The following is a 25,879-nucleotide window of genomic DNA, read 5'->3' on the forward strand; positions in this document are numbered from 1 at the left end:
CCTAGTCATTGCAGTGCATGGGCTTTACCGGAAAAAGCGTGGGCTTCATCCTCGAATGCAGCACTTTCGCATAAACCCTGGCAATGGGATGCAGGATCAATGAAGCGTAAAAACATTTTGTTCATCATGGCCGACCAGATGGCCGCGCCGATCCTGCCAATCTATGCCGAGTCGCCGATCAAGCTGCCCAACCTCAGCCGCCTGGCCGCCAGCGGGGTGGTGTTCGACGCCGCCTACTGCAACAGCCCGCTGTGTGCGCCGTCGCGCTTTACCCTGGTCAGCGGCCAGTTACCGAGCCGGATCGGCGCCTATGACAACGCGGCGGACTTTCCCGCCGACATCCCGACCTACGCCCACTACCTGCGCAGCCTGGGCTACCACACGGCCCTGGCCGGCAAGATGCACTTTTGCGGCCCGGACCAGTTGCACGGCTATGAAGAACGCCTGACCAGCGACATTTATCCGGCCGACTACGGCTGGGCGGTGAACTGGGACGCGCCGGACGTACGCCCCAGCTGGTACCACAACATGTCGTCGGTGCTGCAGGCCGGCCCCTGCGTGCGCACCAACCAGCTCGATTTCGATGAAGAGGTGGTGTTCAAGGCCCAGCAGTACCTGTACGACCATGTGCGCCAGGACGGCAATGCGCCGTTCTGCCTGACCGTGTCGATGACCCACCCGCACGACCCGTACACCATTCCCAAGCCGTTCTGGGACCTGTACCGCGACGACGAGATCCCGATGCCGGTGGCCCACGCCGACCAGGACGCGCTGGACCCGCATTCGCAGCGCCTGCTCAAGGTCTACGACCTGTGGGACAAGCCATTGCCCGTCGACAAGATTCGCGATGCGCGGCGCGCGTACTTCGGCGCCTGCAGCTACATTGATCACAACATCGGCAGGCTGCTGCAGACCCTGGAAGAAACCGGCCTGGCCGACGACACGATCATTGTCTTCTCCGGCGACCACGGTGACATGCTCGGCGAGCGCGGCCTCTGGTACAAAATGCACTGGTTCGAAATGGCCGCACGGGTGCCGCTGGTGATCCATGCGCCGGGGCAGTTCGCAGCCAGGCGGGTCAGCGCCGCGGTGTCCACCGCCGACCTGCTGCCGACCCTGGTCGAGCTGGCCGGTGGCCACACCGACAGTGGCCTGGCGCTGGACGGGCGCTCGCTGGTGCCGCACCTGAACGGCGAGGGCGGGCATGACGAAGTGTTCGGTGAATACATGGCCGAAGGCACCACCAGCCCGCTGATGATGATTCGTCGCGGTGCTTATAAATTCATCTACTCCGAGTCGGACCCCTGCCTGTTGTTCGATGTGCACAACGACCCGCAGGAACGCGAAGAGCTGAGCCAGTCGCCGGCGCATCAGGCGCTGTTCGAACAGATGCTGGGCGAGGCCCGGGCCAAATGGGACATCCCGGCCATTCATCAGCAAGTGCTCGCCAGCCAGCGCCGTCGCCGCCTGGTGGCCCGGGCGCTGGCCACCGGAAAACTCAAGAGCTGGGATCACCAGCCGCTGGTCGACGCCAGCCAGCAGTACATGCGCAACCACATTGACCTGGACGACCTGGAGCGCCGCGCACGCTTTCCACAGCCTTGAACCCTGCCAACCCAGAAAACCAACAAAGGGCATCTCGATGAAGACGTTATCCGCAGTGCTGGTGGCCAGTGTCATGACCCTCACAGGCCTGACCGTGCAGGCCGCCGAGCAGAGTTGCAAGACCGTGAAGATGGCCGACCCCGGCTGGAGCGACATCGGCGCCACCAACGCCATCGCCGGATTGCTGCTGGAGGGCCTGGGCTATACCGCCAAGGTCGATACGCTGGCGGTGCCGATCACCTATGGCGGGCTCAAGGACGGGCAGCTTGACGTGTTCCTGGGCAACTGGATGCCGGCCCAGCAGGGCTTTCATGACAAGTTCATCGCCACCGGCGACGTCACCCGACTGAGCAAGAACCTGCAAGGCACCGAATTCACCCTGGCCGTGCCTGATTATGTCTGGGAGGCCGGCGTGCATGATTTTGCCGACCTGCAGAAATTTGCCGACAAGTTCAATAACAAGATCTACGGCATCGGCGCCGGCGCGCCGGCCAACCTGTCGTTGCAGGAGATCATCAAGGCCAACGAATTCAACCTCGGACAATGGAAGCTGGTCGAGTCCAGCGAACAGGCGATGCTGGCCGAGGTCAACCGCAACGTGAAGCGCAAGGCGTTCGTGGTGTTCCTGGGCTGGACGCCGCACCCGATGAACGTGCAGGTCAAGGGCATGCGCTACCTCAAGGGCGGCGAGAAGTACTTCGGCGACACCGGCTCGGTGTACACCGTGACCCGCAAAGGCTACGCCGACGCCTGCCCGAACGCGGCCAGGCTGCTGACCAACCTGACATTTACCCTGGACATGGAAAACAGCATCATGGCCGAGGTGGCCAATAACAAGACCAGCAACCCGCAAGCGGCCAAGGCCTGGATCAAGGCCAACCCGGCGGTGCTGGAGCAATGGCTGGACGGCGTGAAGACCATCGACGACAAGGACGGGCTGGCGGCGGTGAAGGCCAGTCTGTAACGGCTGATGCGGGCCCTGTCAAACGTGGGTCCGATTGTTGTGGGAGGGAGCTCTGCTCGCGAACGGGCCAGTGATACCGGCGCATTTGCACGGCATCCTGAATCGCAATCGCCAGCAGTTGCTGCCTCCCACATGGGCCGTGTTGTTCTTGATCGACCGGTAGGGGCAGCAGGCCGGGTGTTGTACGCTGACCTTGCTCATTCATTGACAACGAGAGGCTCATGGCCCGGCTCAAGCGCCATAAACTTTTTCCTTTCCTGGCCTGGTTGCCCCAGCAGACCCGCCAGAGCGTCGGCCGTGATGCGCTGGTGGGGCTGAGCGGGGCGATCCTGGCACTGCCGCAGTCGATCGCCTATGCCCTGATCGCCGGCCTGCCACCGGAATACGGGTTGTACGCGGCCATCGTGCCGGTGCTGATCGCCTGCCTGTGGGGGTCGTCCTGGCACCTGATCTGTGGGCCGACGGCGGCGATTTCCGTGGTGCTGTACGCCAGCGTCAGCCCGCTGGCGGTGCCGGCCAGCCAAGACTACATCACCCTTATCCTGCTGCTGACCTTCATTGCCGGCGCCTTCCAGTTATTGCTCGGCCTGATGCGCTTCGGCGCGCTGGTCAACTTCGTCTCGCATTCGGTGGTGATCGGTTTCACCCTGGGTGCCGCCGTGGTCATCGCCCTGGGGCAATTGCCCAATCTGATGGGCCTGGAACTGCCCAGTCAAAGCACCGCCCTGGACAGCCTGACCGCCCTGATCCAGCACCGTCACCAGATCGATACCGCATCCCTGACCCTGGGCCTGCTGACCCTGGGCCTGGGCATCGCGCTCAAGGCACTGGTGCCCAGGTGGCCGACCCTGATGATCACCTTGCTGGCCAGCAGCCTGCTGGTCTGGCTGTGGCCTGCGATGTTCGGCCATGTGCAACAGGTCAAGGCCTTTGCCGGTCACCTGCCGCCGTTCAGCCCGGTGCCGCTGGACGCCGAGCTGATCATTCGCCTGCTGCCCACCGCCGTGGCCGTGGGCATGCTCGGGCTGGTCAACAGCCTGTCGATTGCCCGCTCGCTGGCGACCCGCTCGCAGCAGATGCTCAACGCCAACCAGGAAGTGCGCGCCCAGGGTCTGTCGAACATGGCCGGAGCCTTGTTTTCCGGCTACTTGTCGGCCGGCTCCTTCACCCGTGCCGCCCTGAGCTTCGAGGCGGGCGCCCGCTCGCCACTGGCCGGGGTGTTCTCGGCGCTGTGGGTGGCGCTGTTCGCCGTGGCCGGGGCCTCGCTGATCGCGCACATTCCGATCCCGGCCATGGCTGCGTCGATTTTGCTGATCTGCTGGGGGCTCATCGACCGCCGAGGCATTGCGGCGCTGTTCCGGGTCAGCCGCGCCGAGTTCTTCGTCATGCTGCTGACCTGCGCCGCCACCCTGGTGCTGGAGTTGCAGGCGGCGATCTATGCCGGTGTGCTGGCGTCGCTGTTCTTTTATCTGAAGCGCACCTCGCAGCCGCGCGTACAGCAATGGCGCGAAGGCGACGAGGAAATCCTGCGGGTGGGCGGCTCGATCTTCTTTGGTGCCAGCCACTACTTGCAGACCCGGCTGCAACGCAGCGAAGGCCTGCACGTGGTGATCGAGGCGCAACACATCAACTTCATCGACTACTCAGGGGTCGAGATGCTGCATCAGGAAGCCCGCCGGCTGGGCCAGCAAGGCCGCAGCCTGACCCTGCGCCATGCCAGGCCCCATGTGATCGAAGAACTGCACAAGCTCGAAGGGCCCGAGCGCTGCCCGATCCGCTTCGAAAGTGCAGTAGGCGCCGGCTTGTAGGAGCGCGCTTGCCCGCGACCGGCTGCGTAGCAGTCGTAAAATTGCAGCGTTTCGCAGATTTACAGTCGTAAATTCGTGGCGTTTTCGAGATTTTTGCGAGCGCTACGCACTCGGTCGCGGGCAGAGCGCGCTCCTACAGGCGGTGAATTTAATATCCAGTAAAATCAGTAGTTTATTTTGTGTTGACTCCCACAGATGAGGTGCCTAGGACATCGCCAGCTGTCGGCGCATCTCGGCCAGTACCGGGGCGGAGTCGGGGCGGACGCCGCGCCACAGCAGGAAGGCTTCGGCGGCCTGCTCGACGAGCATGCCCAGGCCGTCCACCGCGCGCACGGCGCCGTGCTCGCCGGCCCAGTGGCAGAACGCAGTGGGCGCCTTGGCGTACATCATGTCGTAGCAGAAGGTGTGATCCCTGGCGATCAGGCTCGGCGCAATCGGTGGCAGCTCGCCGGACAGGCTGGCCGAGGTGGCGTTGATGATCACGTCCACCGCCTCTTCGAGCCAGTCGAAGCCACTGGCCGACACCGGGCCCAGGTCGGCGAACTCATGCACCAACTGCTCGGCCTTTGCCACCGTGCGGTTGGCGATCACCACCACTTCGGGCTGCTCGGCCAGCAAGGGTTCGAGCACCCCGCGCACCGCGCCGCCGGCGCCCAGCAACAGGATGCGCTTGCCGCGCAACTCAAGGCCGCAATTGACCGTCAGGTCGCGTACCAGGCCGGCACCGTCGGTGTTGTCGCCCAGCAGGGTGCCGTCGTCGCGCCGGGCCAGGGTGTTGACCGCACCGGCGCGGCGGGCGCGCTCGGTCAGGCTGTCGGCCAGGGCGAAGGCCTGCTCCTTGAACGGCACGGTGACATTGGCGCCGCGTCCTGCCCGGAAAAAGGCCCGGGCAAAAGCCGGGAAGTCGTCCAGCGGCGCCAGTGCGGTGCGGTAGTCCAGGTGTTGGCCGGTCTGCTCGGCGAACAGGCGATGAATCAACGGCGACTTGCTGTGGCCGATGGGGTTACCGAAGACAACGTAAGCGTCCATACAGGTTCCTGTTGATCACGGATGGACCGCGAGGCCCAGCCAGTCGCGGTCCTGCAAGAAGTATTCGGTCAGGCGCGCCTCTTCACTGCCTGGCACGGCTTTCCAGTCATAGCCCCAGCGCACTTGCGGGGGTAGCGACATGAGGATCGACTCGGTGCGCCCGCCCGACTGCAGGCCAAACAGCGTGCCGCGGTCGTAGACCAGGTTGAACTCGACGTAGCGCCCGCGGCGAAACTCCTGGAATTCGCGCTGTTGCACGCTGTAGGCAGCCGCCTTGCGGCGACGCACGATGGGCAGGTAGGCCTCCAGGAAGGCGTCGCCGATGGCGCGCATGAAAGCAAAGCTGGTGTCGAAGTCCCACTGGTTCAGGTCATCGAAAAACAGGCCACCGATGCCACGCGGCTCGTTGCGGTGCTTGATGTGGAAATACGTGTCGCACCAGGCCTTGTAGCGCGGGTACACCTCGGCGCCAAAGGGCGCGCAGGCGCGTTCGGCCACCTGATGCCAGTGAATGCAGTCTTCCTCGACGCCATAGAAAGGCGTCAGGTCGAAGCCGCCCCCGAACCACCAGACCGGTTCTTCGCCTTCTTTTTCGGCAATGAAGAAGCGCACGTTGGCGTGCGAGGTCGGCACATACGGGTTGTGCGGGTGAATCACCAGCGACACGCCCAGCGCCTCGAAACCGCGACCGGCCAGCTCTGGCCGGTGCGCACTGGCCGACGGCGGCAGGCTGGTGCCGAACACATGGGAAAAGTTGACCCCGCCTTTTTCGATCACCTTGCCGTTCTCGACCACCCGCGTGCGGCCACCGCCACCGGCAGGGCGGGTCCAGGCGTCCTCGACGAAGCGGGCACCGCCATCTTCGTGTTCCAGCGCGGCGCAGATGCGGTCCTGAAGGTCGAGCAGGTAGGCTTTGACGGCTTCGGTATGGCTGTTCATGAAAATCCTCGAAACGGCCCTGAAGCCCGACAATACGGGGCCACAGGCAAAGTGCCGCGTAGCATACCATCGCGACAGGCGCCTTCGCAGTTGACGGGCATCCTGTGAACAGGTCCGATAGGGCTATTGGGCATCTCTAAAAACTACCTGCGTTGTCATCGCTGCGTTAAAAACAGGCTCGAAATGCTCATTTACAACTGTAAACTTCGCTTTCTCACCTGTTTTTGCCTTGCGCTGACTGCCTCGCCTACGTTTTTAAAGGCACCCTATTGTGTGTCGCACTTATCATGGAGAGAACAATGGCTAAGCGTATCCAGTTCAGCACCACGGGCGGCCCTGAGGTCCTTGAATACCTCGATTACCAACCTGCCGAACCCGGCCCGCAGGAAGTGCGCGTGCACAACCGGGCCATTGGCCTGAACTTCATCGACACCTATTACCGCAGCGGCCTGTACCCCTCGCCATTGCCCAGCGGCATGGGCAACGAAGGTGCCGGCGTGGTCGAGGCGGTCGGCAGCGACGTGACGCGCTTCCAGGTCGGCGACCGCGTGGCCTATGGCACCGGCCCCCTGGGCGCCTACAGCAATTATCACGTGCTGCCCGAAGCGCACCTGGTCAAGCTGCCCGACGCGATCAGCTTCGAGCAGGCCGCTGCGGTGATGCTCAAGGGCCTGACCGTGCAGTATCTGCTGCGCCAGACCTATGCCATCAAGCCCAACGAAATCTTCCTGTTCCATGCCGCTGCCGGGGGCGTGGGCTCGATTGCCTGCCAGTGGGCCAAGGCCCTGGGGGCGCGCCTGATCGGCACGGTCAGTTCGCCGGAAAAAGCCGCCCATGCCAGGGCACTGGGTGCCTGGGAGACCATCGACTACAGCCATGAAGACGTGGCCAAGCGGGTGCTGGAACTGACCGACGGCAAGAAGTGCGCGGTGGTCTATGACGGCGTCGGCAAGAACACCTGGCTGGCCTCGCTGGACTGCGTGGCACCTCGCGGGCTGATGGTCAGCTTTGGCAATGCCTCCGGCGCGGTCACCGGCGTGCACCTGGGGCTGCTGGCGCAGAAGGGTTCGCTGTATGTGACACGCCCGACCCTGGGCAGCTATGCCAATAACCCGCAAAACCTGCAGGCGATGGCCGACGAGCTGTTCGACATGCTCATCAGCGGCAAGATCAAGGTCAACGACATCCAGCAGTACCCCCTGCAGGACGCCGCCCAGGCCCAGATCGACCTGGCCGAGCGCAGGACCACCGGTTCCGCGATCCTGATCCCGTAGCCTTTCGCTGTGGGAGCACGCCCTGTATCACTGACACAGGGCCAAGGCGGCGCGCCAAGGCGGCGCGCTGTCGTGCCGCAAACACCGGCTCAGGTAGGAGCGCGCTTGCCCGCGACCGAGTGCGGAGCGCTCGCAGAAATCTCGGAAACGCTGCAAATTTATGATTGTTAGCCGCAAAATCTGCGAAACGCTGAAATTTTACGACTGCTAACGCAGCCGGTCGCGGGCAGAGCGCGCTCCTACAAGTGGTGTACCGAGCTCATATCCAGGGTATGACGCGCCTAGCCGGCGCGCACGACCTGGCCGGTAGCGATATCGCGGATCACGCTCGGGTTGCGACGACCGCCCAGGCTGCCGCCGAGCACCAGGTCGACCTGGCCACGGAAATACTGCTCGACCCGCAGCCGCGAGCGAGCCGCGGGGCGGCCGGTCGGGTTGGCCGAGGTGGACACCAGAGGGCCGGTGAGGGCGCACAGTTCGCGTACCACCGGGTGATCGGTCACGCGCAGGGCGACGGTTTCGTGCTGGCCGGTGATCCACTCGGGCAGCAGGTTCTGGTGCGGCACCAGCCAGGTATTGGGTCCCGGCCAGGTGCTGGCCATGCGGTCGATCCACAGCTCGGGGAAATCCTCGAACAGAAAATCGAACTGACGAATGTTGTCGGCAATCAGGATCAGCCCCTTGTCCAGCGGCCGCGACTTGATCAATAACAACCGGTACACCGCCTCCTCATCCCAGGGGTCGCATCCCAGCCCCCAGACCGCCTCGGTCGGGTAGGCAATCACCGCACCTGCCCGGATTTCCCGGGCGGCTTGTTGCACACGCCAGCTGCTGATCATTGCCGTTTCTCCAGTGCAGATCGTGCCAGATAAGTCATGCGCGGCAGTTTAACCTCAGCGCACGCACGCGAACCATCGTCCGGCTTCACAGTTGATGCGTCCATCCAGCTCCAGCTCGGTCAGTTCGCCCAGCACACGGGGCAATGGCCAGCCGCTGCTCCGGGCCAATGCTTCGCTGGTCTGCGGGGCGGCGTGCAGCAGCGCCAGCAAGGGATGGTCAGCCGGTGCGGGCAGGGCGGCCTCGGGCGCGGGGTGTCCGGGGCTGGTCACTTGCCAGTGGCGCAGGCCTTCGAGAATGTGCTGGACACTTTCGACCAGAATGGCGCCATCGCGAATCAACTGGTGACATCCGCGCGCCCCCGGATGGTGGATGGAGCCTGGAATCGCGTACACCTCGCGCCCCTGTTCGGCTGCCAGCCGGGCGGTGATCAGCGAGCCGCTACGCACGCTGGCCTCCACCACCAGCACGGCCAGTGACAGGCCGCTGATGATCCGGTTACGCCGGGGGAAGTTGGCGGCCTGCGGGCCGGCATCCAGTGGAAACTCGGAAACCACCGCGCTGCCCTGCTCGCGCATGTGCGCAGCCAGCGTGCAGTGCTTCTGTGGATAAATATTTTCCAGCCCTGTGCCAAGCACCCCGATCGTGGCCCCGCCGACGTCCAGCGCAGCCTGGTGCGCGGCGCCATCGATGCCCAGCGCCAGGCCACTGGTGATCACCAGTCCGCTGGCCGCCAGGCTGCGCGAAAACGCGCAGGCGGTGTCCAGCGCCGGTCTGGACGCGCGCCGGCTACCGACCATCGCCAGCTGTGGCCGGTCGAGTAATTGAGGGTTGCCGGCGATGAACAACAAAGGCGGCGGATCGGCAATTTCGGCCAGCAGTGCCGGGTAGCCCGGGTCGTCCCACATCAGCAAATGCTGGCCCGGACGCTCTAGCCAGGCCAGTGCGGCACTGGCGCCGTCGCGCACTTCAGGGCTGCGCCGCGCCTCGCTGGCCGCTGCCGGAATACGCAATGAACGCCAGGCACTGGCCGGCGCACTGAAGGCTGCCGAGGCTGAACCGAAGGCTTCGATGAGCCGGATAAAACGCGCAGGACCGATCTCGGGCAGGCGGTGCAGACGCAACCGCGCTTCCAGTTCGGCAGGCGCAACGGGGGTATTTTCAAACAATGGCATACGATCGTCCCTGATCTGTGATGCATTTCCGACAACGGCAAAACCTGTGGATAACTCTGTTGACAACAATTTGATAACTGAGGGTTTTGCCACTGAAACAGCTCAGCGGCACGCCCGTTTATGGATTGCGGACCTTGTCCATAATGGCCAAGGATCGGGTGGCGTGCAGGACCAAGGCGTAACTGAGCTTGTCATAGGTGCGAAACACCATCAGCAGCCCTGCGCGCTCGTCAGGAATCTTCACCTGCTCACCGGTGACACGGTCGCGCACCTGCTCACCGGTCTTGTAGATGGCCAGTACGTTGCCTTCTTCGAGGCCATCGCGGCGGCCGCGATCCAGGGTCACCACGTCGTACTCGGCGACCTGGGTCACTCCGCGCGGCACGTCGATGATCAGCCCGTCGATGTTCGAGACCGGCGGCGTCGGCATGAAGGTCGAATTGACCGGCCGCTCTTCGCTGGCAAACAGGCGGTCGCCCAGGCGCACTTCCTGGGTGGTGCGTTGCAGCACCAGGGTCGAGACATCGCCTTCGGTGGCGACCACCTCGCCGCTGCCGATATCGTCGGCATTGATGCCCAGCACTTCCCGGGTGACCGGGTCGGTGTAGGTCTTGCCCTGGCGGAAAATGCCATACACCCGATTCACAGAATCCAGGTCGCCACGCGCATACAGGCGGTCACCCTGGCCGCTGAGCACCCGCTCGGCATTGCCGGCGACGATGTACGGCGCCTGCTGGAACTGCTCGGGACTGTCGACGATGCGGTTGCTGATCAGAAAGGCGTTGATCGCACCCAGCGGAATGCTCGGGATGGCCTCGACCGTCGGCGTGCTGCGGATGCGCGGCGACAGCTTGATAGTGCCGCGTGACTCGCCACGCGTCAGCTGCACATGCGGCTCGCCGTTGATGTAGGTCAGCGACAGGGTATCGCCGGGGTAGATCAGGTCCGGGTCCCGGATCGACGGGTTGGCGCGCCAGAGTTCCTTCCAGCGCCAGGGCTCGCGCAGGAATTTGCCGGAAATATCCCACAGCGTGTCGCCGGCAACCACGGTGTAACGCTGCGGATGACCTTCCCTGAGCTGCACTTGCGCCTGCGCAAGACCACTGGCGGTCAACAGCAGCAGGGCGAGTAGTGTTTTCCTCATGCGGTGAATCCCTTTATCATGTGGCATCGCGTCAACAATAGAAGACGGCTTGAAAATCGCAGCAGTGCGCCAGATCGCAGTTGTTACGAATCGTCCGACAGCGTGGTATTCAAGGGGCTGCGGGCATTGCCTTGCGCAAACCGGCAGCCGTTCCTGACTTTACCCTAACAGTGCAGCACTTACGTATATGGCTATTCTCAACATTCTCGAATTTCCCGATGCGCGCCTGCGCACCATCGCCAAGCCGGTGACGGTCGTGGACGATGCCATTCGTCAGCTGGTCGACGACATGTTTGAAACCATGTACGAGGCGCCGGGCATCGGCCTGGCCGCGACCCAGGTCAATGTGCACAAGCGCGTGGTGGTCATGGACCTCAGCGAAGACCGCAGCGAGCCGCTGGTGCTGATCAACCCCGAGCTTGAAACCCTGACCCAGGACATGGGCCAGTACCAGGAAGGCTGCCTGTCGGTGCCCGGCTTCTACGAGAACGTCGACCGCCCGCTGCAGGTGCGCATCAAGGCGCTGGACCGCGAAGGCCAGCCCTATGAAATGGTTGCCGAAGGCCTGCTGGCGGTGTGCATCCAGCATGAGTGCGATCACCTCAACGGCAAGCTGTTTGTCGATTACCTGTCGACCCTCAAGCGTGACCGGATCAAGAAAAAGCTGGAAAAACTGCACAGGCAGAACGCCTGATCCGCGATCACCCCCAAAAGGCCTGTCACGGGCCTTTTGCTTTTTTACTGAACGAGACATTCATGACTGAGCCACTGCGCATCGTTTTCGCCGGCACTCCGGAATTTGCCGCCGAACACCTGAAAGCCCTGCTCGACAGCCCGCACACCCTCGTGGCGGTCTACACCCAGCCCGACCGTCCGGCCGGTCGCGGGCAGAAGCTGATGCCCAGCCCGGTCAAGCAACTGGCGCTGCAACACGACATTCCGGTGCTGCAGCCGCCGACCCTGCGTGACGCCGAGGCCCAGGCCGAACTGGCGGCGCTCAAGCCCGACCTGATGGTGGTGGTCGCCTACGGCCTGATCCTGCCCCAGGTGGTGCTGGATATTCCGCGCCTGGGCTGCATCAACAGCCATGCCTCGCTGCTGCCACGCTGGCGCGGGGCGGCGCCGATCCAGCGCGCCGTGCAGGCCGGCGATGCCGAGAGCGGCGTGACCGTGATGCGCATGGAAGCCGGGCTCGACACCGGCCCCATGCTGCTCAAGGCCATCACCCCGATCAGCGCCCAGGACACCGGCGGCACGCTGCACGACCGGCTCGCCGAACTGGGCCCGCCTGCCGTGCTGCAAGCCATCGCCGGACTGGCCGACGGCACGCTGGTCGGTGAAGTCCAGGACGACAGCCTGGCCACCTACGCCCACAAGCTCAACAAGGACGAGGCGCGCCTGGACTGGAGCCGCCCGGCCGACGAGCTTGAGCGACTCATCCGTGCCTTCAATCCGTGGCCGGTCTGCCACAGCACCCTCAATGGCGAAGCGCTCAAGGTGCTGGCGGCCACGCTGGCCGACGGGCAGGGCGCCCCCGGCACCATCCTGGACGCCAGCAGGGACGGCCTGCTGGTCGCCTGCGGCGAACAGGCCCTGCGCCTGACCCGCCTGCAACTGCCCGGCGGCAAGGCCCTGGGCTTTGCCGACCTGTTCAACAGCCGCCGCGAGAAATTCGCCAGCGGCACGGTATTGGGCCAATGAACCCGCGCCTGGCCGCAGCCCGCGCCCTGGCTGCCGTACTCAGTGGCAAGGCGTCGCTCAATAGCTCGCTGCCGGCGCAACTGGATAAGGTCGAGGCGCGCGATCGCGGCCTGACCCAGGACCTGGCCTTTGGCACCGCACGCTGGCAGCCACGCCTGTCGGCACTGGCAGCCAGATTGCTGCAAAAGCCGTTCAAGGCCGCCGATGCCGATGTCGAAGCCCTGTTGCTGGTCGGCCTGTACCAGTTGCTCTACAGCCGCATGCCGGCGCATGCCGCCATCGGTGAAACCGTGGGCTGTGCCGACAAGCTTAAAAAACCCTGGGCCAAGGCCCTGCTCAACGCTGTGCTGCGCCGCGCCCAACGCGAAAGCGAAGGCCTGCTGGCCGAGCTGGAGCATGACCCTGTCGTGCGCACCGCGCACCCGCGCTGGCTGCAAAAGGCCCTCAAGGCCGCCTGGCCCGAGCATTGGGAGGCCATTTGCGCCGCCAACAATGCCCATCCGCCGATGATCCTGCGCATCAACCGCCGCCATCAGACCCGCGACCAGTACCTTGAGCACCTCAAAGGCGCCGGCATCGAGGCCTCGGCCAGTCCGTTCAGCCAGGACGGCATCGTGCTGGCCGAGGCGCAGGACGTGCGCGAGCTGCCTGGCTTTGCCGAAGGCTGGGTCAGCGTGCAGGACGAGGCCGCGCAACTGGCCGCCGAGCTGCTGGACCTGGCACCAGGCCAACGGGTGCTGGACGCCTGCTGCGCACCGGGCGGCAAGACCTGCCACATCCTGGAAATCCAGCCGGCGCTGAGCGCCGTGGTGGCCGTGGACCTGGAAGCCAAGCGCCTGGTACGGGTGCGTGAGAACCTCGAGCGTCTGGGCCTGGCGGCCGAGCTGATCGCCGCCGACGGCCGCGACACCGCGCAATGGTGGGACGGCACGCCGTTCCAGCGCATCCTGCTCGACGCCCCGTGCTCGGCCACCGGCGTGATCCGCCGCCACCCGGACATCAAGCTGACCCGCCAGGCCGACGACATCCCTGCGCTGGCCAGCCTGCAGGGCGAACTGCTTGATGCGCTGTGGCCGACCCTGGAAGTAGGCGGCATCCTGCTGTACGCCACCTGCTCGGCGCTGCCGACCGAAAACACCGAGGTGATCGAAGCCTTCCTGGCGCGCACACCGGGCGCCCGCGAGCTGGACATCGCCGGCCAGCAAGGCCAGCCTGCTGCCGGCCTCAAGCAGCCACACGGGCGTCAGCTATTGCCCCGGCAAGACGGGCACGATGGCTTCTACTACGCCAAACTGATCAAGATCGCCGCATCGCTACAATCGTCGCAATCGTCGCAATCGTCGTAGGAGCGGCTTCAGCCGCGAAGGACAGCATCTCGGTGCCGTCTGTTTCGCGGCCAAAGCGGATCACCGCCCGACCGATCCTGCGGCAAGGCATTTTCTCTGGAGTGAAAGGTTGAAAATCATCATCCTCGGTGCAGGGCAGGTCGGCGGTACGCTGGCCGAGCACCTGGCCAGCGAAGCCAACGACATCACCGTGGTCGACACCGATGGCGACCGCCTGCGCGACCTGGGCGACCGCCTGGACATCCGCACTGTGCAGGGCAAGGGCTCGTTCCCGACCGTGCTGCGCCAGGCCGGCGCCGACGATGCCGACATGCTGGTGGCGGTGACCAACAGCGACGAAGCCAACATGATCGCCTGCCAGGTCGCCTACACACTGTTCCACACCCCGACCAAGATTGCCCGGGTGCGCGAGGCGGCCTACCTGACCCGAGATGAGCTGTTCGCCAACGACGCCATTCCGGTGGATGTGCTGATCAGCCCTGAACAGGTAGTGACCAACTACATCAAGCGCCTGATCGAATACCCCGGCGCCTTGCAGGTCATCGACTTCGGCGAAGGCAAGGCGCAACTGGTGGCGATCAAGGCCTACTACGGCGGACCGCTGGTGGGTCAGCAATTGCGCCAGCTCAAGGCGCACATGCCCAACGTCGACACGCGGGTGGCGGCCATCTTCCGCCGCGACCGGCCAATCCTGCCGCAGGGCGATACCGTGATCGAGGCCGACGACGAAGTATTCTTCATCGCCGCCAAGGCGCATATCCGCGCAGTGATGGGCGAAATGCGCCGCCTGGACGAAAACTACAAGCGCATCGTCATCGCCGGGGGCGGCAATATCGGCGAGCGGCTGGCCGAGGCCATCGAAAGCCGCTACCAGGTCAAGATCATCGAGATGAACCCGGCGCGCTGTCGCTACCTGTCGGAGAACCTCAACAGCGCCGTGGTGCTGCAGGGCAGCTCTTCGGACCGTGACCTGCTGATGGAAGAGAACATCGGCGACACCGACCTGTTCCTGGCGCTGACCAACGACGACGAAGCCAACATCATGTCATCCCTGCTGGCCAAGCGTATGGGCGCGCGCAAGGTCATCACCCTGATCAACAACCCGGCCTATGTCGACCTGGTGCAGGGCGGTGAAATCGACATTGCGGTCAGCCCGCAACTGGCGACCATCGGCACCCTGCTGGCCCACGTGCGCCGGGGCGATGTGGTCAGCGTGCACTCGCTGCGCCGGGGTGCGGCCGAGGCCATCGAACTGGTGGCGCATGGCGATGCCAAGTCAAGCAAGGTCATCGGCCGCCCGCTCAAGGACATCAACCTGCCCAGCGGCACCACCATCGGCGCGATCATCCGCGACCAGGAAGTGCTGATCGCCCATGACAGCACGATGATCGAATCGGGCGACCACGTGATCATGTTCCTGGTCGACAAGAAATACATCCGCGATGCCGAGCGGTTGTTCCAGGTGGGGTTGAGCTTCTTCTGAGCCCTGCATGGGCCCTGGTGTAGGAGCGCGCTTGCCCGCGACCGGCTGCGTAGCAGTCGTAAATTTGTAGCGTTTCGCAGATTTACAGTCGTAAATTTGTAGCGTTTCGCAGATTTACAGTCGTAAATTTTCAGCGTCTACACAATTTTTGCGAGCGCTACGCACTCGGTCGCGGTGGTCCGGCATACCGGCAAGCGCGCTCCTACCGGGTTTGTATGGACATCAGTACCAGCGCGCTTCGCCTGCGGGGCGTTTCTTGAAGCGCTTCATGCTCCACATGTACTGGCTGGGGTAGGCGCGTACGTATTTCTCTACTACCTGGCTCATGGCTGCGGCCGAGGTCGCGGTGTCGGTGCTGTACATCGCTTCCGGGGCCGCTTCTAGCACCACCTTGTAGCCCGAGCCATCGGGCAGGCGCATGGCGTGCAGGAACACGCCGACTGCCTTGCCGCCGGCGAGCATGTTGGGCACGAACTTACTGGTCAGGGCCATGGTGGCGCAGAAGGGCACGAAGATGCCGGCCGATTCGGCCGGTTCCGGGTCGGCAGGAATGCCCACCTGGCCGCCACGGCGCACTTCCTTGATGACGCTGAGGATGCCTTCCTTGGTCGAAGCCGCCACCTTGTTGCCCAGTTGCACGCGCTGTTTGCGCAGCAACTCATCGACCGCCTTGAGCTTGGGCGGACGGTAGAAAATGATCGGTTTGCACTGGCTGCAATAGAAGTGGTTGAGCACTTCCCAGTTGCCCAGGTGGCTGGTGATGCCGACCACGCCCTTGCCCGAGGCCAGCGCGTCCTTGAGCACGTCCAGGCCTTCGACCTCGCGCACCAGGTCGATGGACTTCTGCGCCGGCCAGATCCAGGCGCAGGCGCTTTCGGTCAGGGTCTTGCCGATGTCCATCAGGCTGCGGCCCACCAGCTTTTCATGCTCGGCGGGGCTCAGCTCCGGGAAACACTTGGCCAGGTTGATGCGCACCACCTCGCGCGAGCGATTGGGCAGCTTCCACATCAGCCAGCCGATGGCCGACCCCACCGCCTGCACGGCGCGCCAGGGCAGCAGGGCAAACAGGCGCAACGCCCCGACCATCAAGGCGCCTTTGAATTTTTCCACGAATCAGTTCCTCATGTTCAAGGCGGGCATTGTACCCAATCAGCGGCTGAGCACCGGGTAGCGATCACAATCGATGGTGTGGTCCATGACCATGCCGCTGGCCTGCATGAAGGCGTAGCAGATGGTCGGGCCGACAAAGGTGAAGCCGGCTTTCTTCAAAGCCTTGCTCATGGCCTGGGCCTCAGGCGTGATGGCCGGCACTTCGCTGCGGTCCTTGAAGTGGTTGATTTTCGGTGTGCCATCGACGAACGACCAGAGCAGCCCGACCGGGTCCGGCAGCGCCAGCCACGCACGGGCGTTGGTGCGCACGGCGTTGAGCTTGAGGCGGTTGCGGATGATCGTGGCGTCCTGCATCAGCGCCTCGATCTCGGCATCGGTCAGTTGCGCCAGCCGTGGCGCGTCGAAGCCGAACAGCACTTCGCGGTAACGGGCGCGGCGCTTGAGGATGGTGATCCAGGAAAGCCCGGCCTGGAACCCTTCGAGCAACAGCAGTTCGAACAGCCGGTGAGCATCGCGCAGCGGCACGCCCCACTCATGATCGTGGTAGGCGATGTACAGCGGATCTTCATTGCACCAAAAGCAGCGTGTCATAGCCCTCCCACGGGTCGATGCGCGGCCGAATCGGGTATACTCCCCGCCTTTCGAATCGCAGCCCAGCACAGGTGAATTTTGTGAGCCAGCCTACGCCAGCCGTGCGTACCTTCCAAGACTTGATCCTCGCCCTCCAGCAATACTGGGCCGAGCAGGGTTGTGTGGTCCTTCAGCCCTACGATATGGAAGTAGGCGCCGGCACGTTCCACACGGCCACGTTTCTGCGCGCCGTCGGCCCGGAAACCTGGAATGCCGCCTACGTCCAGCCCAGCCGTCGTCCTACCGACGGCCGCTACGGCGAGAACCCCAACCGCCTGCAGCACTACTACCAGTTCCAGGTGGTGCTCAAGCCCAACCCCGACAACTTCCAGGAGCTGTACCTGGGCTCGCTCAAGCGCATCGGGCTCGACCCGCTGGTGCATGACGTGCGCTTTGTCGAAGACAACTGGGAATCGCCGACCCTGGGCGCCTGGGGCCTGGGCTGGGAAATCTGGCTCAACGGCATGGAAGTCTCGCAGTTCACCTACTTCCAGCAGGTCGGTGGCATCGAGTGCTACCCGGTAACCGGCGAAATCACCTACGGCCTGGAACGCCTGGCCATGTACCAGCAGGGCGTGGACTCGGTCTATGACCTGGTGTGGGCCGACGGCCCGTTCGGCAAGGTCACCTATGGCGATGTGTTCCACCAGAACGAGGTGGAACAGTCGACCTACAACTTCGAACACGCCAACGTCGACAAGCTGTTCGAGCTGTTCGATTTCTACGAAAGCGAAGCAGCCCGCCTGATCGAGCTGAACCTGCCGTTGCCAAGCTATGAAATGGTGCTCAAGGCCTCGCACACCTTCAACCTGCTCGACGCCCGTCGCGCCATTTCCGTGACCGCCCGCCAGCAGTACATCCTGCGCGTGCGCACGCTGGCCCGCTCGGTCGCCCAGAGCTACCTGCAATCGCGCGCCCGCCTGGGCTTCCCGATGGCGGCGCCTGATCTACGCGACGAAGTATTGGCCAAGCTGGAGGCTGCACAATGAGTGCTCAAGATTTTCTGGTCGAACTGGGCACCGAAGAGCTGCCGCCCAAGACCCTGGGCAGCCTGGCCGAAGCCTTTCGTGCCGGCATCGAGAAGGGCCTGCAAGGCGCCGGCCTGACCTACACCGCCAGCCAGGTGTATGCCGCACCGCGCCGCCTGGCCGTGCTGGTGACCGGTCTGGCCGACCAGCAGCCTGACCGCAGCGTGACCCTCGACGGTCCGCCACGCCAGGCCGCGTTCGATGCCGAGGGCAACCCGACCCAGGCCGCCCTGGGCTTTGCCAAGAAGTGTGGTGTCGACCTGGCCGAAATCGACCAGAGCGGCCCCAAGCTGCGTTTTGTGCAGAGCATTGCCGGCAAGCCGACCCCGTCGCTGCTGCCGACCATTGTCGAAGACTCGCTCAACGACCTGCCAATCGCCAAGCGCATGCGCTGGGCGGCGCGCAAGGAAGAGTTCGTGCGTCCGACCCAGTGGCTGGTCATGCTGTTCGGCGACCAGGTCATCGATTGCACGATCCTGGCCCAGACCTCGGGCCGTCACTCGCGTGGCCACCGCTTCCATCACCCTGAAGACGTGCGCATCAGCTCGCCGGCCGGTTACCTGACCGACCTGCGCGCCGCGCATGTGCTGGCCGATGCCAACGAGCGCCGGCAGATCATCGCCAAGCGCGTCGACGAACTGGCCGCCCAGCACCAGGGCACCGCCATCGTGCCGCCCGAGTTGCTCGATGAGGTGACCGGCCTGGTCGAATGGCCGGTGCCGCTGGTGTGCTCTTTCGAGGAGCGCTTCCTGGAAGTGCCGCAGGAAGCCCTGATCACCACCATGCAGGACAACCAGAAGTACTTCTGCCTGCTGGACGCCGAGGGCAAGCTGCTGCCGCGCTTCATCACCGTGGCCAACATCGAGAGCAAGGACCCGGCGCAGATCGTCTCGGGTAACGAGAAAGTCGTGCGTCCGCGCCTGACCGACGCCGAGTTCTTCTTCAAGCAGGACAAGAAGCAGAAGCTCGAAAGCTTCAACGAGCGCCTCAAGAACGTCGTGTTCCAGGCCCAGTTGGGCAGCGTGTTCGACAAGGCCGAGCGCGTTTCGACCCTGGCGGCCTACATCGCGCCACGCATCGGCGGCGACGCCGGGCGTGCCGCACGGGCCGGCCTGCTGTCCAAGTGCGACCTGTCGACCGAGATGGTCGGCGAATTCCCTGAAATGCAGGGCATCGCCGGTTACTACTACGCCAAGGCCGACGGCGAACCTGAAGATGTCGCCCTGGCGCTGAACGAGCAGTACATGCCGCGCGGTGCCGGCGCCGAACTGCCGACCACCGTTACCGGTGCCGCCGTGGCCATCGCCGACAAGCTCGACACCCTGGTGGGCATCTTCGGCATCGGCATGCTGCCCACCGGCAGCAAGGACCCCTACGCGCTGCGTCGTGCAGCACTGGGCATCCTGCGCATCCTGATCGACAAGAAGTACGACCTCAACCTGGTCGAGACCGTGAAGTTCGCGGTCACGCTGTTCGGCGCCAAGGTCAAGGCTGCCGGCTTGGCCGACCAGGTGCTGGAATTCATCTTCGACCGCCTGCGTGCACGCTACGAAGACGAAGGCATCGACGTGGCCGTGTACCTCTCGGTGCGTGCGCTGCAGCCGGCCTCGGCACTGGACTTCGACCAGCGCGTGCAGGCCGTGCAGGCCTTCCGTGCCCTGCCACAGGCGGCGGCCCTGGCCGCCGTGAACAAGCGCGTCTCGAACCTGCTGGCCAAGGCCGAGGGCAAGGTTGCCCAGACCGTCGAGCCCAAGTACTTCGACAACGCCAGCGAGTTCTCGCTGTATTCGGCCGTGCAACAGGCCGACCACGCCGTGCAGCCACTGGCCGCCGAGCGCAAGTACACCGAGTCGCTGGCGCGTCTGGCCAGCCTGCGCGAGCCGGTCGATGCCTTCTTCGCTGCGGTGATGGTCAACGCCGAGGACGCCAACGTACGGGCCAACCGCTATGCGCTGCTGGCACGTCTGCGCGGGCTGTTCCTGGGCGTGGCCGACATCTCGTTGCTGGGCTGAGGGGTAGAGCGTGAAGCTGCTGATTCTCGATCGGGACGGGGTGATCAACCATGACTCCGACGCCTACATCAAGTCGCTGGAGGAGTGGATTCCCATTCCCGGCTCCATCGAGGCCATCGCAGCATTGAGCAAGGCAGGCTGGACGGTGGCTGTGGCCACCAACCAGTCCGGCATTGCCCGAGGTTATTACGACCTGGCCACCCTGGACGCCATGCATGCGCAGTTGTGCATGTTAGTGGCGGAGCAGGGTGGCGAGGTGGGTCTGATCGTTTATTGTCCACACGGCCCCGATGCCGGCTGCGACTGCCGCAAGCCGCTGCCGGGCATGCTGCAGACCATCGCCCGGCATTACCACACCGACCTTGCCGGTGTATGGTTTGTGGGTGACAGCCCCGGCGACCTGCAGGCGGCGCTGGCCGTCGAGGCGCAGCCGGTGCTGGTGCTGACCGGCAAAGGTCGCCGGACAATGGACCGCCAGGTACCGGCCGGGACGCTGATCTTCGAAGATCTGGCGGCCATTGCCGAAGAACTTATCCACAACCGTCACCGGTAACGCCCTGACCGGCGAACTCCGGGCACGGGCCATCAACGGGCGCACGCCCCTAGGTAAAAGCAGGCATGTCGATCATCCGGACGCTCAGAATCTCTATCTTTTACCTGCTGCTGGGCACCAGCGCCTTCGCCTGGTGCACCCTGAGCTTTTTCATCGCACCGTTTTTATCGTTCAAAAGCCGCTACCGCTTCATCAACGTGAACTGGTGCCGGTTTGCCCTGTTGCTGTCACGGGTGCTGCTGGGCATCAACATCAAGGTGACGGGCGAGCACAACGTGCCCACTACCCCTTGCGTGATCGTGTCCAATCACCAGAGCACCTGGGAAACCTTCTTTCTGTCGGCGTACTTCGAGCCGCTCAGCCAGGTGCTCAAGCGTGAACTGCTGTATGTGCCGTTCTTTGGCTGGGCCATGGCCATGCTGCGGCCCATCGCCATCGACCGCTCCAACCCCAAGGCGGCACTCAAGGAGATTGCCCGCAAGGGTGACCAGTTGCTCAAGGACGGCGTCTGGGTACTGATCTTTCCGGAAGGCACGCGCGTGCCCTATGGCAAGGTCGGCAAATTCTCCCGGGGCGGTGCTGCCCTGGCCGTGAACGCCAACCTGCCGGTGCTGCCGATTGCCCACAACGCCGGCAAGTACTGGCCCAAGGAAGGCTGGCACAAGACGCCGGGCACCATCGAGGTGGTGATCGGCGAGCCGATGTTCGCTGAAGGCACCGGACCCCGCGCCATTGCTGCGCTCAATGACCGGGTCCAGGCCTGGAACGAAGCCACGCAACGGGCCATGGGATCGCCGGCCATCTTGATGACGAATGACGAAAAAGTCCCTGCGTGAAATTGTGGATAACCTGTGTGCGAATTTTCTGAAACACACAAATAATCGCTCTATCTGATTGATTTGGTTACTTATTTCATAAGGGCCAAAACACCCTGAAAACGTGCATAAGTTTTCATGAGCCTCTGGACCGGCCCTTTGCGGAGGCCGGTTTTTTTATGCCGGTCATCAGCACATCTGTACCGTGATTGCTCATCTGCATTTAGCCATCATAGAATTGCGACTAATTCTTAAATGCATTCAGGGCGGACCGCGCGGTGCCTATCGAAACCTCGTCCATCGACATGCTTTACCGCGATCATCATGGCTGGCTGCAAGGCTGGCTGCGCAAACGCTTGGGCGACCATGAACGCGCTGCCGACGTTGCTCAGGACACCTTCCTGCGTTTGCTGATCACCCGCCGCTTGCCCGCTATCGATGAGGGCCGTACCTACCTGGCGCAGATTGCCCGCAACCTGGTGATCGACCAGTGGCGGCGCCAGCGCATCGAACGGGCTTACCTGGACAGCCTGGCCCACTTGCCGGAACCGCAAACGCCGTCACTGGAAACCCGCGCCATGGTCATCGAAACCTTGTTGCAGATCGACAGCATGCTCGACGCCATGCCGGCGCGGGTGCGCGAAGCCTTCCTGCTGTCGCGTTTTGAAGGGCTGGACTACGCGCAGATTGCCGAGCGCCTGCAAGTGAGTGTCAGCTCGGTGCAGAAGTACATGCTGCGTGCCATCAGCGCCTGTTACCAGGTGTTGTACGCCGAATGAAACCGGCCCGCGAAGCCCCGATCGATGAGGCGGTCGTCGAGCAGGCCAGCCACTGGCTGATGCTGCACTGGAATGGCGAGCTGGACGCCGACCAGCAACGCCGCTTCCATGCATGGCAGGCGGCCGACAGCGAACACCGCAGGGCCTGGCAGCGTTTCGAACAGTTGCAGGGCACCTTGAGCGGCGTGCCAGCCGACATGGCCGGCGCAGTGTTGCGTCAGCAACCGGATACCCACAAGCGCCAGACGCTCAAGCTGCTGGGCCTGCTGGCGGTGGCCGGTGGTGCCGGTTACCTGGCCCGGAGCCGCCTGCCGTGGCGCGAGGCCATGGCCGACCTGCGCAGTGGAGCCGGCACGCCGATGAACCAGACCCTGGTCGATGGCAGCCAGCTCAGCCTCAACAGCGGCACGGCGGTGGATATTCGCTATAGCGCTGGCGAACGGCGGATTCAGTTATTGAGTGGCGAAATCCTTCTACAAAGTGGCCATGATCCGGCCCGCAGACCCTTGATCGTCGAGACAGCGGCTGGTGAGATCCAGGCGCTGGGCACGCGCTTTTCGGTGTACGAGGTCGACGGTGGCAGCCGTGTGACGCTGTTCGAGGGTGAGCTGGAACTGCGCCCCTTCAAGGCAGCGGCTACACGCCTGTATGCCGGGCAGCAGTGCTGGTTCAGCACCGAGCGGGCAGGGCAGGTCATCGAAGCCGATACCAATGCCATTGCCTGGACCCAGGGCCGGCTGGTGGCCGAACGCATGCCGCTGGGGCGCTTCATCCATGAACTGTCGCGCCATCGGCCGGGCGTGCTGCGTTGCGACCCGGCAGTGGCCGGGCTGCCACTGACCGGAGTCTTTCCACTGGCCGATACCGACCGGGTGCTGCTGGCGTTGCAACAGTCGCTACCGGTCGAAGTACACCGGCTGACGCGTTATTGGGTAACAGTGAGCGCACCGCAATAACCACCTTACAGGACCGGCTTCAGCCGGGAATGGCTTTCCCGGCCGAAGCGGATCGCCGCCCGTCCGCTCCTGCGAATCAGTTATTCAACAATTTTTTTGATTGGCCTTGTCGGTTTTGCATGCTCGCTCGGGATACCTCTTGAACTCATCCTGCCGCCTTCGTCAGAGGATCCCCAGCGTGCCGCATCTACTCATCCCATATCGTTCCCGACTCAGTCTTTGCGTGCGCAGCGCGCTGTTCACCGGCCTGTTGGCTGCCGTCCCGGGCCTGCCGGTGCTGGCGGCCGGCGAACCGTCGGCCAGCCGTGAGCAGAGCCGTGGCTATGCCATTCCTGCCGGCAACCTGGATCAGGTGCTCAATCGCTTTGCCAGTGAGGCGGGCATTCTGCTGTCGGCCGATGCCCAGCTTACGGCCGGTAAACGCAGCCCAGGGCTGAATGGCAATTACGGGGTGGGTGAGGGCCTGGCCAGGCTGCTGGCGGGTACCGGTTTGCAGGCGATCAATACCGGGGGCAATTATGCGCTGGCGGTGGCGGTCGAGACGGGAAAGGCGGTGGAACTGGGGGCGACGCGCATTCAGGACGCCGGCCTGGAGCTGCAAAGTGAAGGGACTGGCGCGTATGTTTCGACACGCCCCTCAAGCAGCGCCACCAAACTGGGCTTGAGCCTCAAGGAAACACCGCAATCGGTCACCGTGATTACCCGCCAGCGACTTGATGATCAAAAGCTGTCCAGCATCACCGACGTGCTGGAGGCGACGGTGGGCATCAGCACTTTCAACCAGGGCATTGGCACCGACCTGGACCAGCCCTATTCGCGCGGTTTCATGATTTCCAATTATCTGGTCGATGGCTTGCCGAAATCGTCGAGCAAACTGTTCAGCCTGCAGGCCTCAACCGCCATGTTCGATCGGGTCGAGGTCGTGCGTGGCGCCACCGGGTTGATGAGCGGCATGGGCAGCCCGGGCGCCTCCATCAACATGGTTCGCAAGCGTCCTACGGCACAGAACCAGGCCAGCGTCAGTGCCGAGGCAGGGCGCTGGGACCAGTACGGCGTGGGCACTGATGTATCCGGCCCACTCAACAGCACCGGCACGATTCGCAGCCGCCTGGTGCTCGACCACAAGGACCGCAACAGTTGGCTGGACCGCTATGAAAGCCGTGCGGACCTGGCTTATGGCATCACTGAGTTCGACCTCAGCGAACAGACCTTGCTGAGCGTCGGTTTCAGCTACCAGAGCAATGACAATGAACAGCCGCTGCGCAGCGGGGTGCCATTGTTTTACGACAATAACTACAGTACCGGCACCCGCATCAACCTGCCGCGTTCGTATAACAATGCGCCGGACTGGAGCTATTACGACACCCGCCAGAGCAACCTTTTCGTGTCGCTGGATCATGCCTTCGATAACGGCTGGAACGGCAAGGTTGAAATCAGCCGCAGCCGCAACGAGCAGGATGCGATCTCCTACTACCAGTATGGCGAGATCGATGCCACCACCGGGCTGGGCAGCAGTATTGCGCCGGCCAAGTGGGTTGAAACCAATACGGTCAACAGCCTGGACGCCTACGCCACCGGCCCGTTTTCGTTCCTGGGCCGCGAGCATGAACTGGTCGCCGGCGTGGCTTTGTCGCACACCGATATCAAGTCCGATAACTATGGCTGGCTGTACAGCTGGAACAGCAACTACGACGGCACGCTGGGCAATGTGTGGGACTGGAATGGCCGCGGTGCAAACCGCCCGGACTTCAACCGCACGGGCAAGACCACGACCGAAGAAACCCAGTACAGCGCCTACCTGACCTCACGGTTCAGCCTGACCGATGCCACTCACCTCATCATCGGTTCTCGAGTCATGGACTGGAAACGCAATGCCCGCACCGTCTCCACGACAGGCGTGCGCAGCCGGCAGGACAAGACTGAAAGCGGTGTGGTCGTACCCTTTGCCGGCCTGATCTATGATCTGGACGACACATGGTCGCTGTATGGCAGCTACACGCAGATATTCAATCCACAAAGCGCCACAGTCCGCGACATCAATAACAGTCCGCTTGAACCGGAGGAAGGCACCGCCTATGAAGTCGGGATAAAGGCCGCCTTCAACAACGGCCGGCTCAATGCCAACCTGGCCCTGTTCAAGGTCGAGCAGGACAACGTGGCCGAGTACGACGGCACCCTCAGCGCCTACCGCTCGCTGCAAGGCATCACCACCGAAGGCGTAGAACTGGAAGCCAATGGCGAACTGAGCGAAGGCTGGAACATTGCGGGCGGCTATGCCTACAGCCTGAGCGAGGACGCACAGGGCAACCGGGCCATGAGCCGCATACCTCGGCATAACGTCAAAGGCTTCACCACCTATCGTCTGTCGGGGGCTTTGCACCGGCTCACAATCGGCGGCGGATTCAACTGGAAAAGCCGCTATGGCTTCGAGGGTGAAGGCTACCCTGAACAGGGCAGCTACATGTTGCTGAGCGCCATGACCCGCTATGACATCAACCAGAACCTGTCAGCGACCTTGAATGCCAGCAACCTGCTCGATAAGAAGTACTATGCCTCGATCACCGATAACGGCGTGTATGGCGAGCCGAGGAATCTGATCCTGTCGCTGAAGTATTCGTTCTGAGGCTGAAAGCCATGCTGTTCACCCCGGTCATTTCTCATATGTTCCACGTGGAACACTCGGTCTAATTC

22 protein-coding genes are annotated in these 25,879 nt (G+C 63.6%); 15 read left to right on the top strand and 7 right to left on the bottom strand.

Annotation, left to right across the window (positions count from 1 at the left end; genetic code table 11):
• Nucleotides 1–99 precede the first annotated feature (99 nt).
• The 3 genes from betC (at nucleotide 100) to DGA31_RS17220 (ending at nucleotide 4,377) form a co-directional block, all read left to right on the top strand.
• A complete protein-coding gene (betC, locus tag DGA31_RS17210) occupies nucleotides 100–1,605 on the top strand; it encodes a choline-sulfatase (RefSeq protein ID WP_109513369.1) in 1,506 nt (501 codons plus the stop codon).
• Between the two features lie 37 nt (nucleotides 1,606–1,642).
• Entirely contained in the window at nucleotides 1,643–2,569 is a 927-nt protein-coding gene (choX, locus tag DGA31_RS17215; RefSeq protein ID WP_056840994.1) for a choline ABC transporter substrate-binding protein, read from the top strand.
• A gap of 221 nt (nucleotides 2,570–2,790) precedes the next feature.
• Nucleotides 2,791–4,377 carry a SulP family inorganic anion transporter gene (locus DGA31_RS17220; RefSeq protein WP_109513370.1) on the top strand — a complete coding sequence of 529 codons (1,587 nt, stop codon included), beginning with the start codon at nucleotides 2,791–2,793 and terminating at the stop codon, nucleotides 4,375–4,377.
• 204 nt (nucleotides 4,378–4,581) lie between these two features.
• On the opposite strand, the gene aroE is transcribed toward DGA31_RS17220, so the two are convergent.
• Entirely contained in the window at nucleotides 4,582–5,406 is an 825-nt protein-coding gene (gene aroE, locus DGA31_RS17225) for a shikimate dehydrogenase (protein WP_109513371.1), read from the bottom strand.
• Nucleotides 5,407–5,421: 15 nt separating this feature from the next.
• Entirely contained in the window at nucleotides 5,422–6,345 is a 924-nt protein-coding gene (gene hemF / locus DGA31_RS17230; RefSeq protein ID WP_056840991.1) for an oxygen-dependent coproporphyrinogen oxidase, read from the bottom strand.
• Between the two features lie 299 nt (nucleotides 6,346–6,644).
• On the opposite strand from hemF, the gene DGA31_RS17240 reads away from it, so the two are divergent.
• Nucleotides 6,645–7,619: an NADPH:quinone reductase gene (locus DGA31_RS17240; protein WP_056840990.1), complete on the top strand. Its 975-nt coding sequence runs from the start codon at nucleotides 6,645–6,647 to the stop codon at nucleotides 7,617–7,619.
• 281 nt (nucleotides 7,620–7,900) lie between these two features.
• On the opposite strand, the gene tsaC is transcribed toward DGA31_RS17240, so the two are convergent.
• The 3 genes from tsaC to DGA31_RS17255 form a co-directional block, all read right to left on the bottom strand.
• Nucleotides 7,901–8,458, bottom strand: a complete 558-nt coding sequence (tsaC, locus tag DGA31_RS17245) for an L-threonylcarbamoyladenylate synthase type 1 TsaC (RefSeq protein WP_056840989.1) — start codon at nucleotides 8,456–8,458, stop codon at nucleotides 7,901–7,903.
• A gap of 54 nt (nucleotides 8,459–8,512) precedes the next feature.
• Nucleotides 8,513–9,631 (bottom strand): DNA-processing protein DprA, encoded by a 1,119-nt coding sequence (dprA, locus tag DGA31_RS17250; protein ID WP_109513372.1) that lies wholly within the window; start codon nucleotides 9,629–9,631, stop codon nucleotides 8,513–8,515.
• A gap of 118 nt (nucleotides 9,632–9,749) precedes the next feature.
• On the bottom strand, nucleotides 9,750–10,775 hold the full coding sequence (locus tag DGA31_RS17255) for a LysM peptidoglycan-binding domain-containing protein (RefSeq protein WP_109513373.1): 1,026 nt from the start codon (nucleotides 10,773–10,775) through the stop codon (nucleotides 9,750–9,752).
• Nucleotides 10,776–10,962: 187 nt separating this feature from the next.
• On the opposite strand from DGA31_RS17255, the gene def reads away from it, so the two are divergent.
• The 4 genes from def (at nucleotide 10,963) to trkA (ending at nucleotide 15,305) form a co-directional block, all read left to right on the top strand.
• Nucleotides 10,963–11,469 carry a peptide deformylase gene (def, locus tag DGA31_RS17260; RefSeq protein ID WP_056840986.1) on the top strand — a complete coding sequence of 169 codons (507 nt, stop codon included), beginning with the start codon at nucleotides 10,963–10,965 and terminating at the stop codon, nucleotides 11,467–11,469.
• A 62-nt stretch (nucleotides 11,470–11,531) separates the two neighbouring features.
• Nucleotides 11,532–12,476, top strand: a complete 945-nt coding sequence (gene fmt, locus DGA31_RS17265; RefSeq protein WP_109513374.1) for a methionyl-tRNA formyltransferase — start codon at nucleotides 11,532–11,534, stop codon at nucleotides 12,474–12,476.
• Nucleotides 12,473–13,822 (top strand): 16S rRNA (cytosine(967)-C(5))-methyltransferase RsmB, encoded by a 1,350-nt coding sequence (gene rsmB, locus DGA31_RS17270; RefSeq protein WP_056840984.1) that lies wholly within the window; start codon nucleotides 12,473–12,475, stop codon nucleotides 13,820–13,822. Before fmt ends, rsmB begins: the two co-directional genes overlap by 4 nt.
• A gap of 109 nt (nucleotides 13,823–13,931) precedes the next feature.
• Nucleotides 13,932–15,305: a Trk system potassium transporter TrkA gene (trkA, locus tag DGA31_RS17275; RefSeq protein WP_056840983.1), complete on the top strand. Its 1,374-nt coding sequence runs from the start codon at nucleotides 13,932–13,934 to the stop codon at nucleotides 15,303–15,305.
• 222 nt (nucleotides 15,306–15,527) lie between these two features.
• Here trkA and DGA31_RS17280 read toward each other — a convergent pair whose 3' ends face one another.
• The gene (locus tag DGA31_RS17280) at nucleotides 15,528–16,415 is read right to left on the bottom strand and encodes a lysophospholipid acyltransferase (protein ID WP_056840982.1); all 888 of its coding nucleotides are present in this window, start codon (nucleotides 16,413–16,415) and stop codon (nucleotides 15,528–15,530) included.
• A gap of 39 nt (nucleotides 16,416–16,454) precedes the next feature.
• A complete protein-coding gene (locus DGA31_RS17285; protein ID WP_109513375.1) occupies nucleotides 16,455–17,006 on the bottom strand; it encodes a DNA-3-methyladenine glycosylase I in 552 nt (183 codons plus the stop codon).
• An 80-nt stretch (nucleotides 17,007–17,086) separates the two neighbouring features.
• Here DGA31_RS17285 and glyQ point away from each other — a divergent pair, with 80 nt between their 5' ends.
• The 7 genes from glyQ (at nucleotide 17,087) to DGA31_RS17320 (ending at nucleotide 25,811) form a co-directional block, all read left to right on the top strand.
• On the top strand, nucleotides 17,087–18,034 hold the full coding sequence (gene glyQ / locus DGA31_RS17290; protein WP_056840980.1) for a glycine--tRNA ligase subunit alpha: 948 nt from the start codon (nucleotides 17,087–17,089) through the stop codon (nucleotides 18,032–18,034).
• The gene (glyS, locus tag DGA31_RS17295; RefSeq protein WP_109513376.1) at nucleotides 18,031–20,085 is read left to right on the top strand and encodes a glycine--tRNA ligase subunit beta; all 2,055 of its coding nucleotides are present in this window, start codon (nucleotides 18,031–18,033) and stop codon (nucleotides 20,083–20,085) included. Before glyQ ends, glyS begins: the two co-directional genes overlap by 4 nt.
• Before the next feature lie 10 nt (nucleotides 20,086–20,095).
• On the top strand, nucleotides 20,096–20,638 hold the full coding sequence (gene gmhB, locus DGA31_RS17300; protein WP_109513377.1) for a D-glycero-beta-D-manno-heptose 1,7-bisphosphate 7-phosphatase: 543 nt from the start codon (nucleotides 20,096–20,098) through the stop codon (nucleotides 20,636–20,638).
• A gap of 65 nt (nucleotides 20,639–20,703) precedes the next feature.
• Entirely contained in the window at nucleotides 20,704–21,474 is a 771-nt protein-coding gene (locus DGA31_RS17305) for a lysophospholipid acyltransferase family protein (RefSeq protein WP_056840977.1), read from the top strand.
• A 257-nt stretch (nucleotides 21,475–21,731) separates the two neighbouring features.
• Entirely contained in the window at nucleotides 21,732–22,232 is a 501-nt protein-coding gene (locus DGA31_RS17310) for a sigma-70 family RNA polymerase sigma factor (protein WP_421957979.1), read from the top strand.
• Nucleotides 22,229–23,188 (top strand): FecR domain-containing protein, encoded by a 960-nt coding sequence (locus DGA31_RS17315; RefSeq protein ID WP_109513378.1) that lies wholly within the window; start codon nucleotides 22,229–22,231, stop codon nucleotides 23,186–23,188. The genes DGA31_RS17310 and DGA31_RS17315 overlap by 4 nt, the downstream gene beginning before the upstream one ends.
• A gap of 178 nt (nucleotides 23,189–23,366) precedes the next feature.
• Complete coding sequence (locus DGA31_RS17320) at nucleotides 23,367–25,811, top strand: TonB-dependent siderophore receptor (RefSeq protein ID WP_109513379.1); 2,445 nt, start codon at nucleotides 23,367–23,369, stop codon at nucleotides 25,809–25,811.
• Nucleotides 25,812–25,879: the final 68 nt, after the last annotated feature.

The sequence above is a fragment of the Pseudomonas ovata genome (assembly GCF_003131185.1).
Classification (GTDB): domain Bacteria; phylum Pseudomonadota; class Gammaproteobacteria; order Pseudomonadales; family Pseudomonadaceae; genus Aquipseudomonas; species Aquipseudomonas ovata.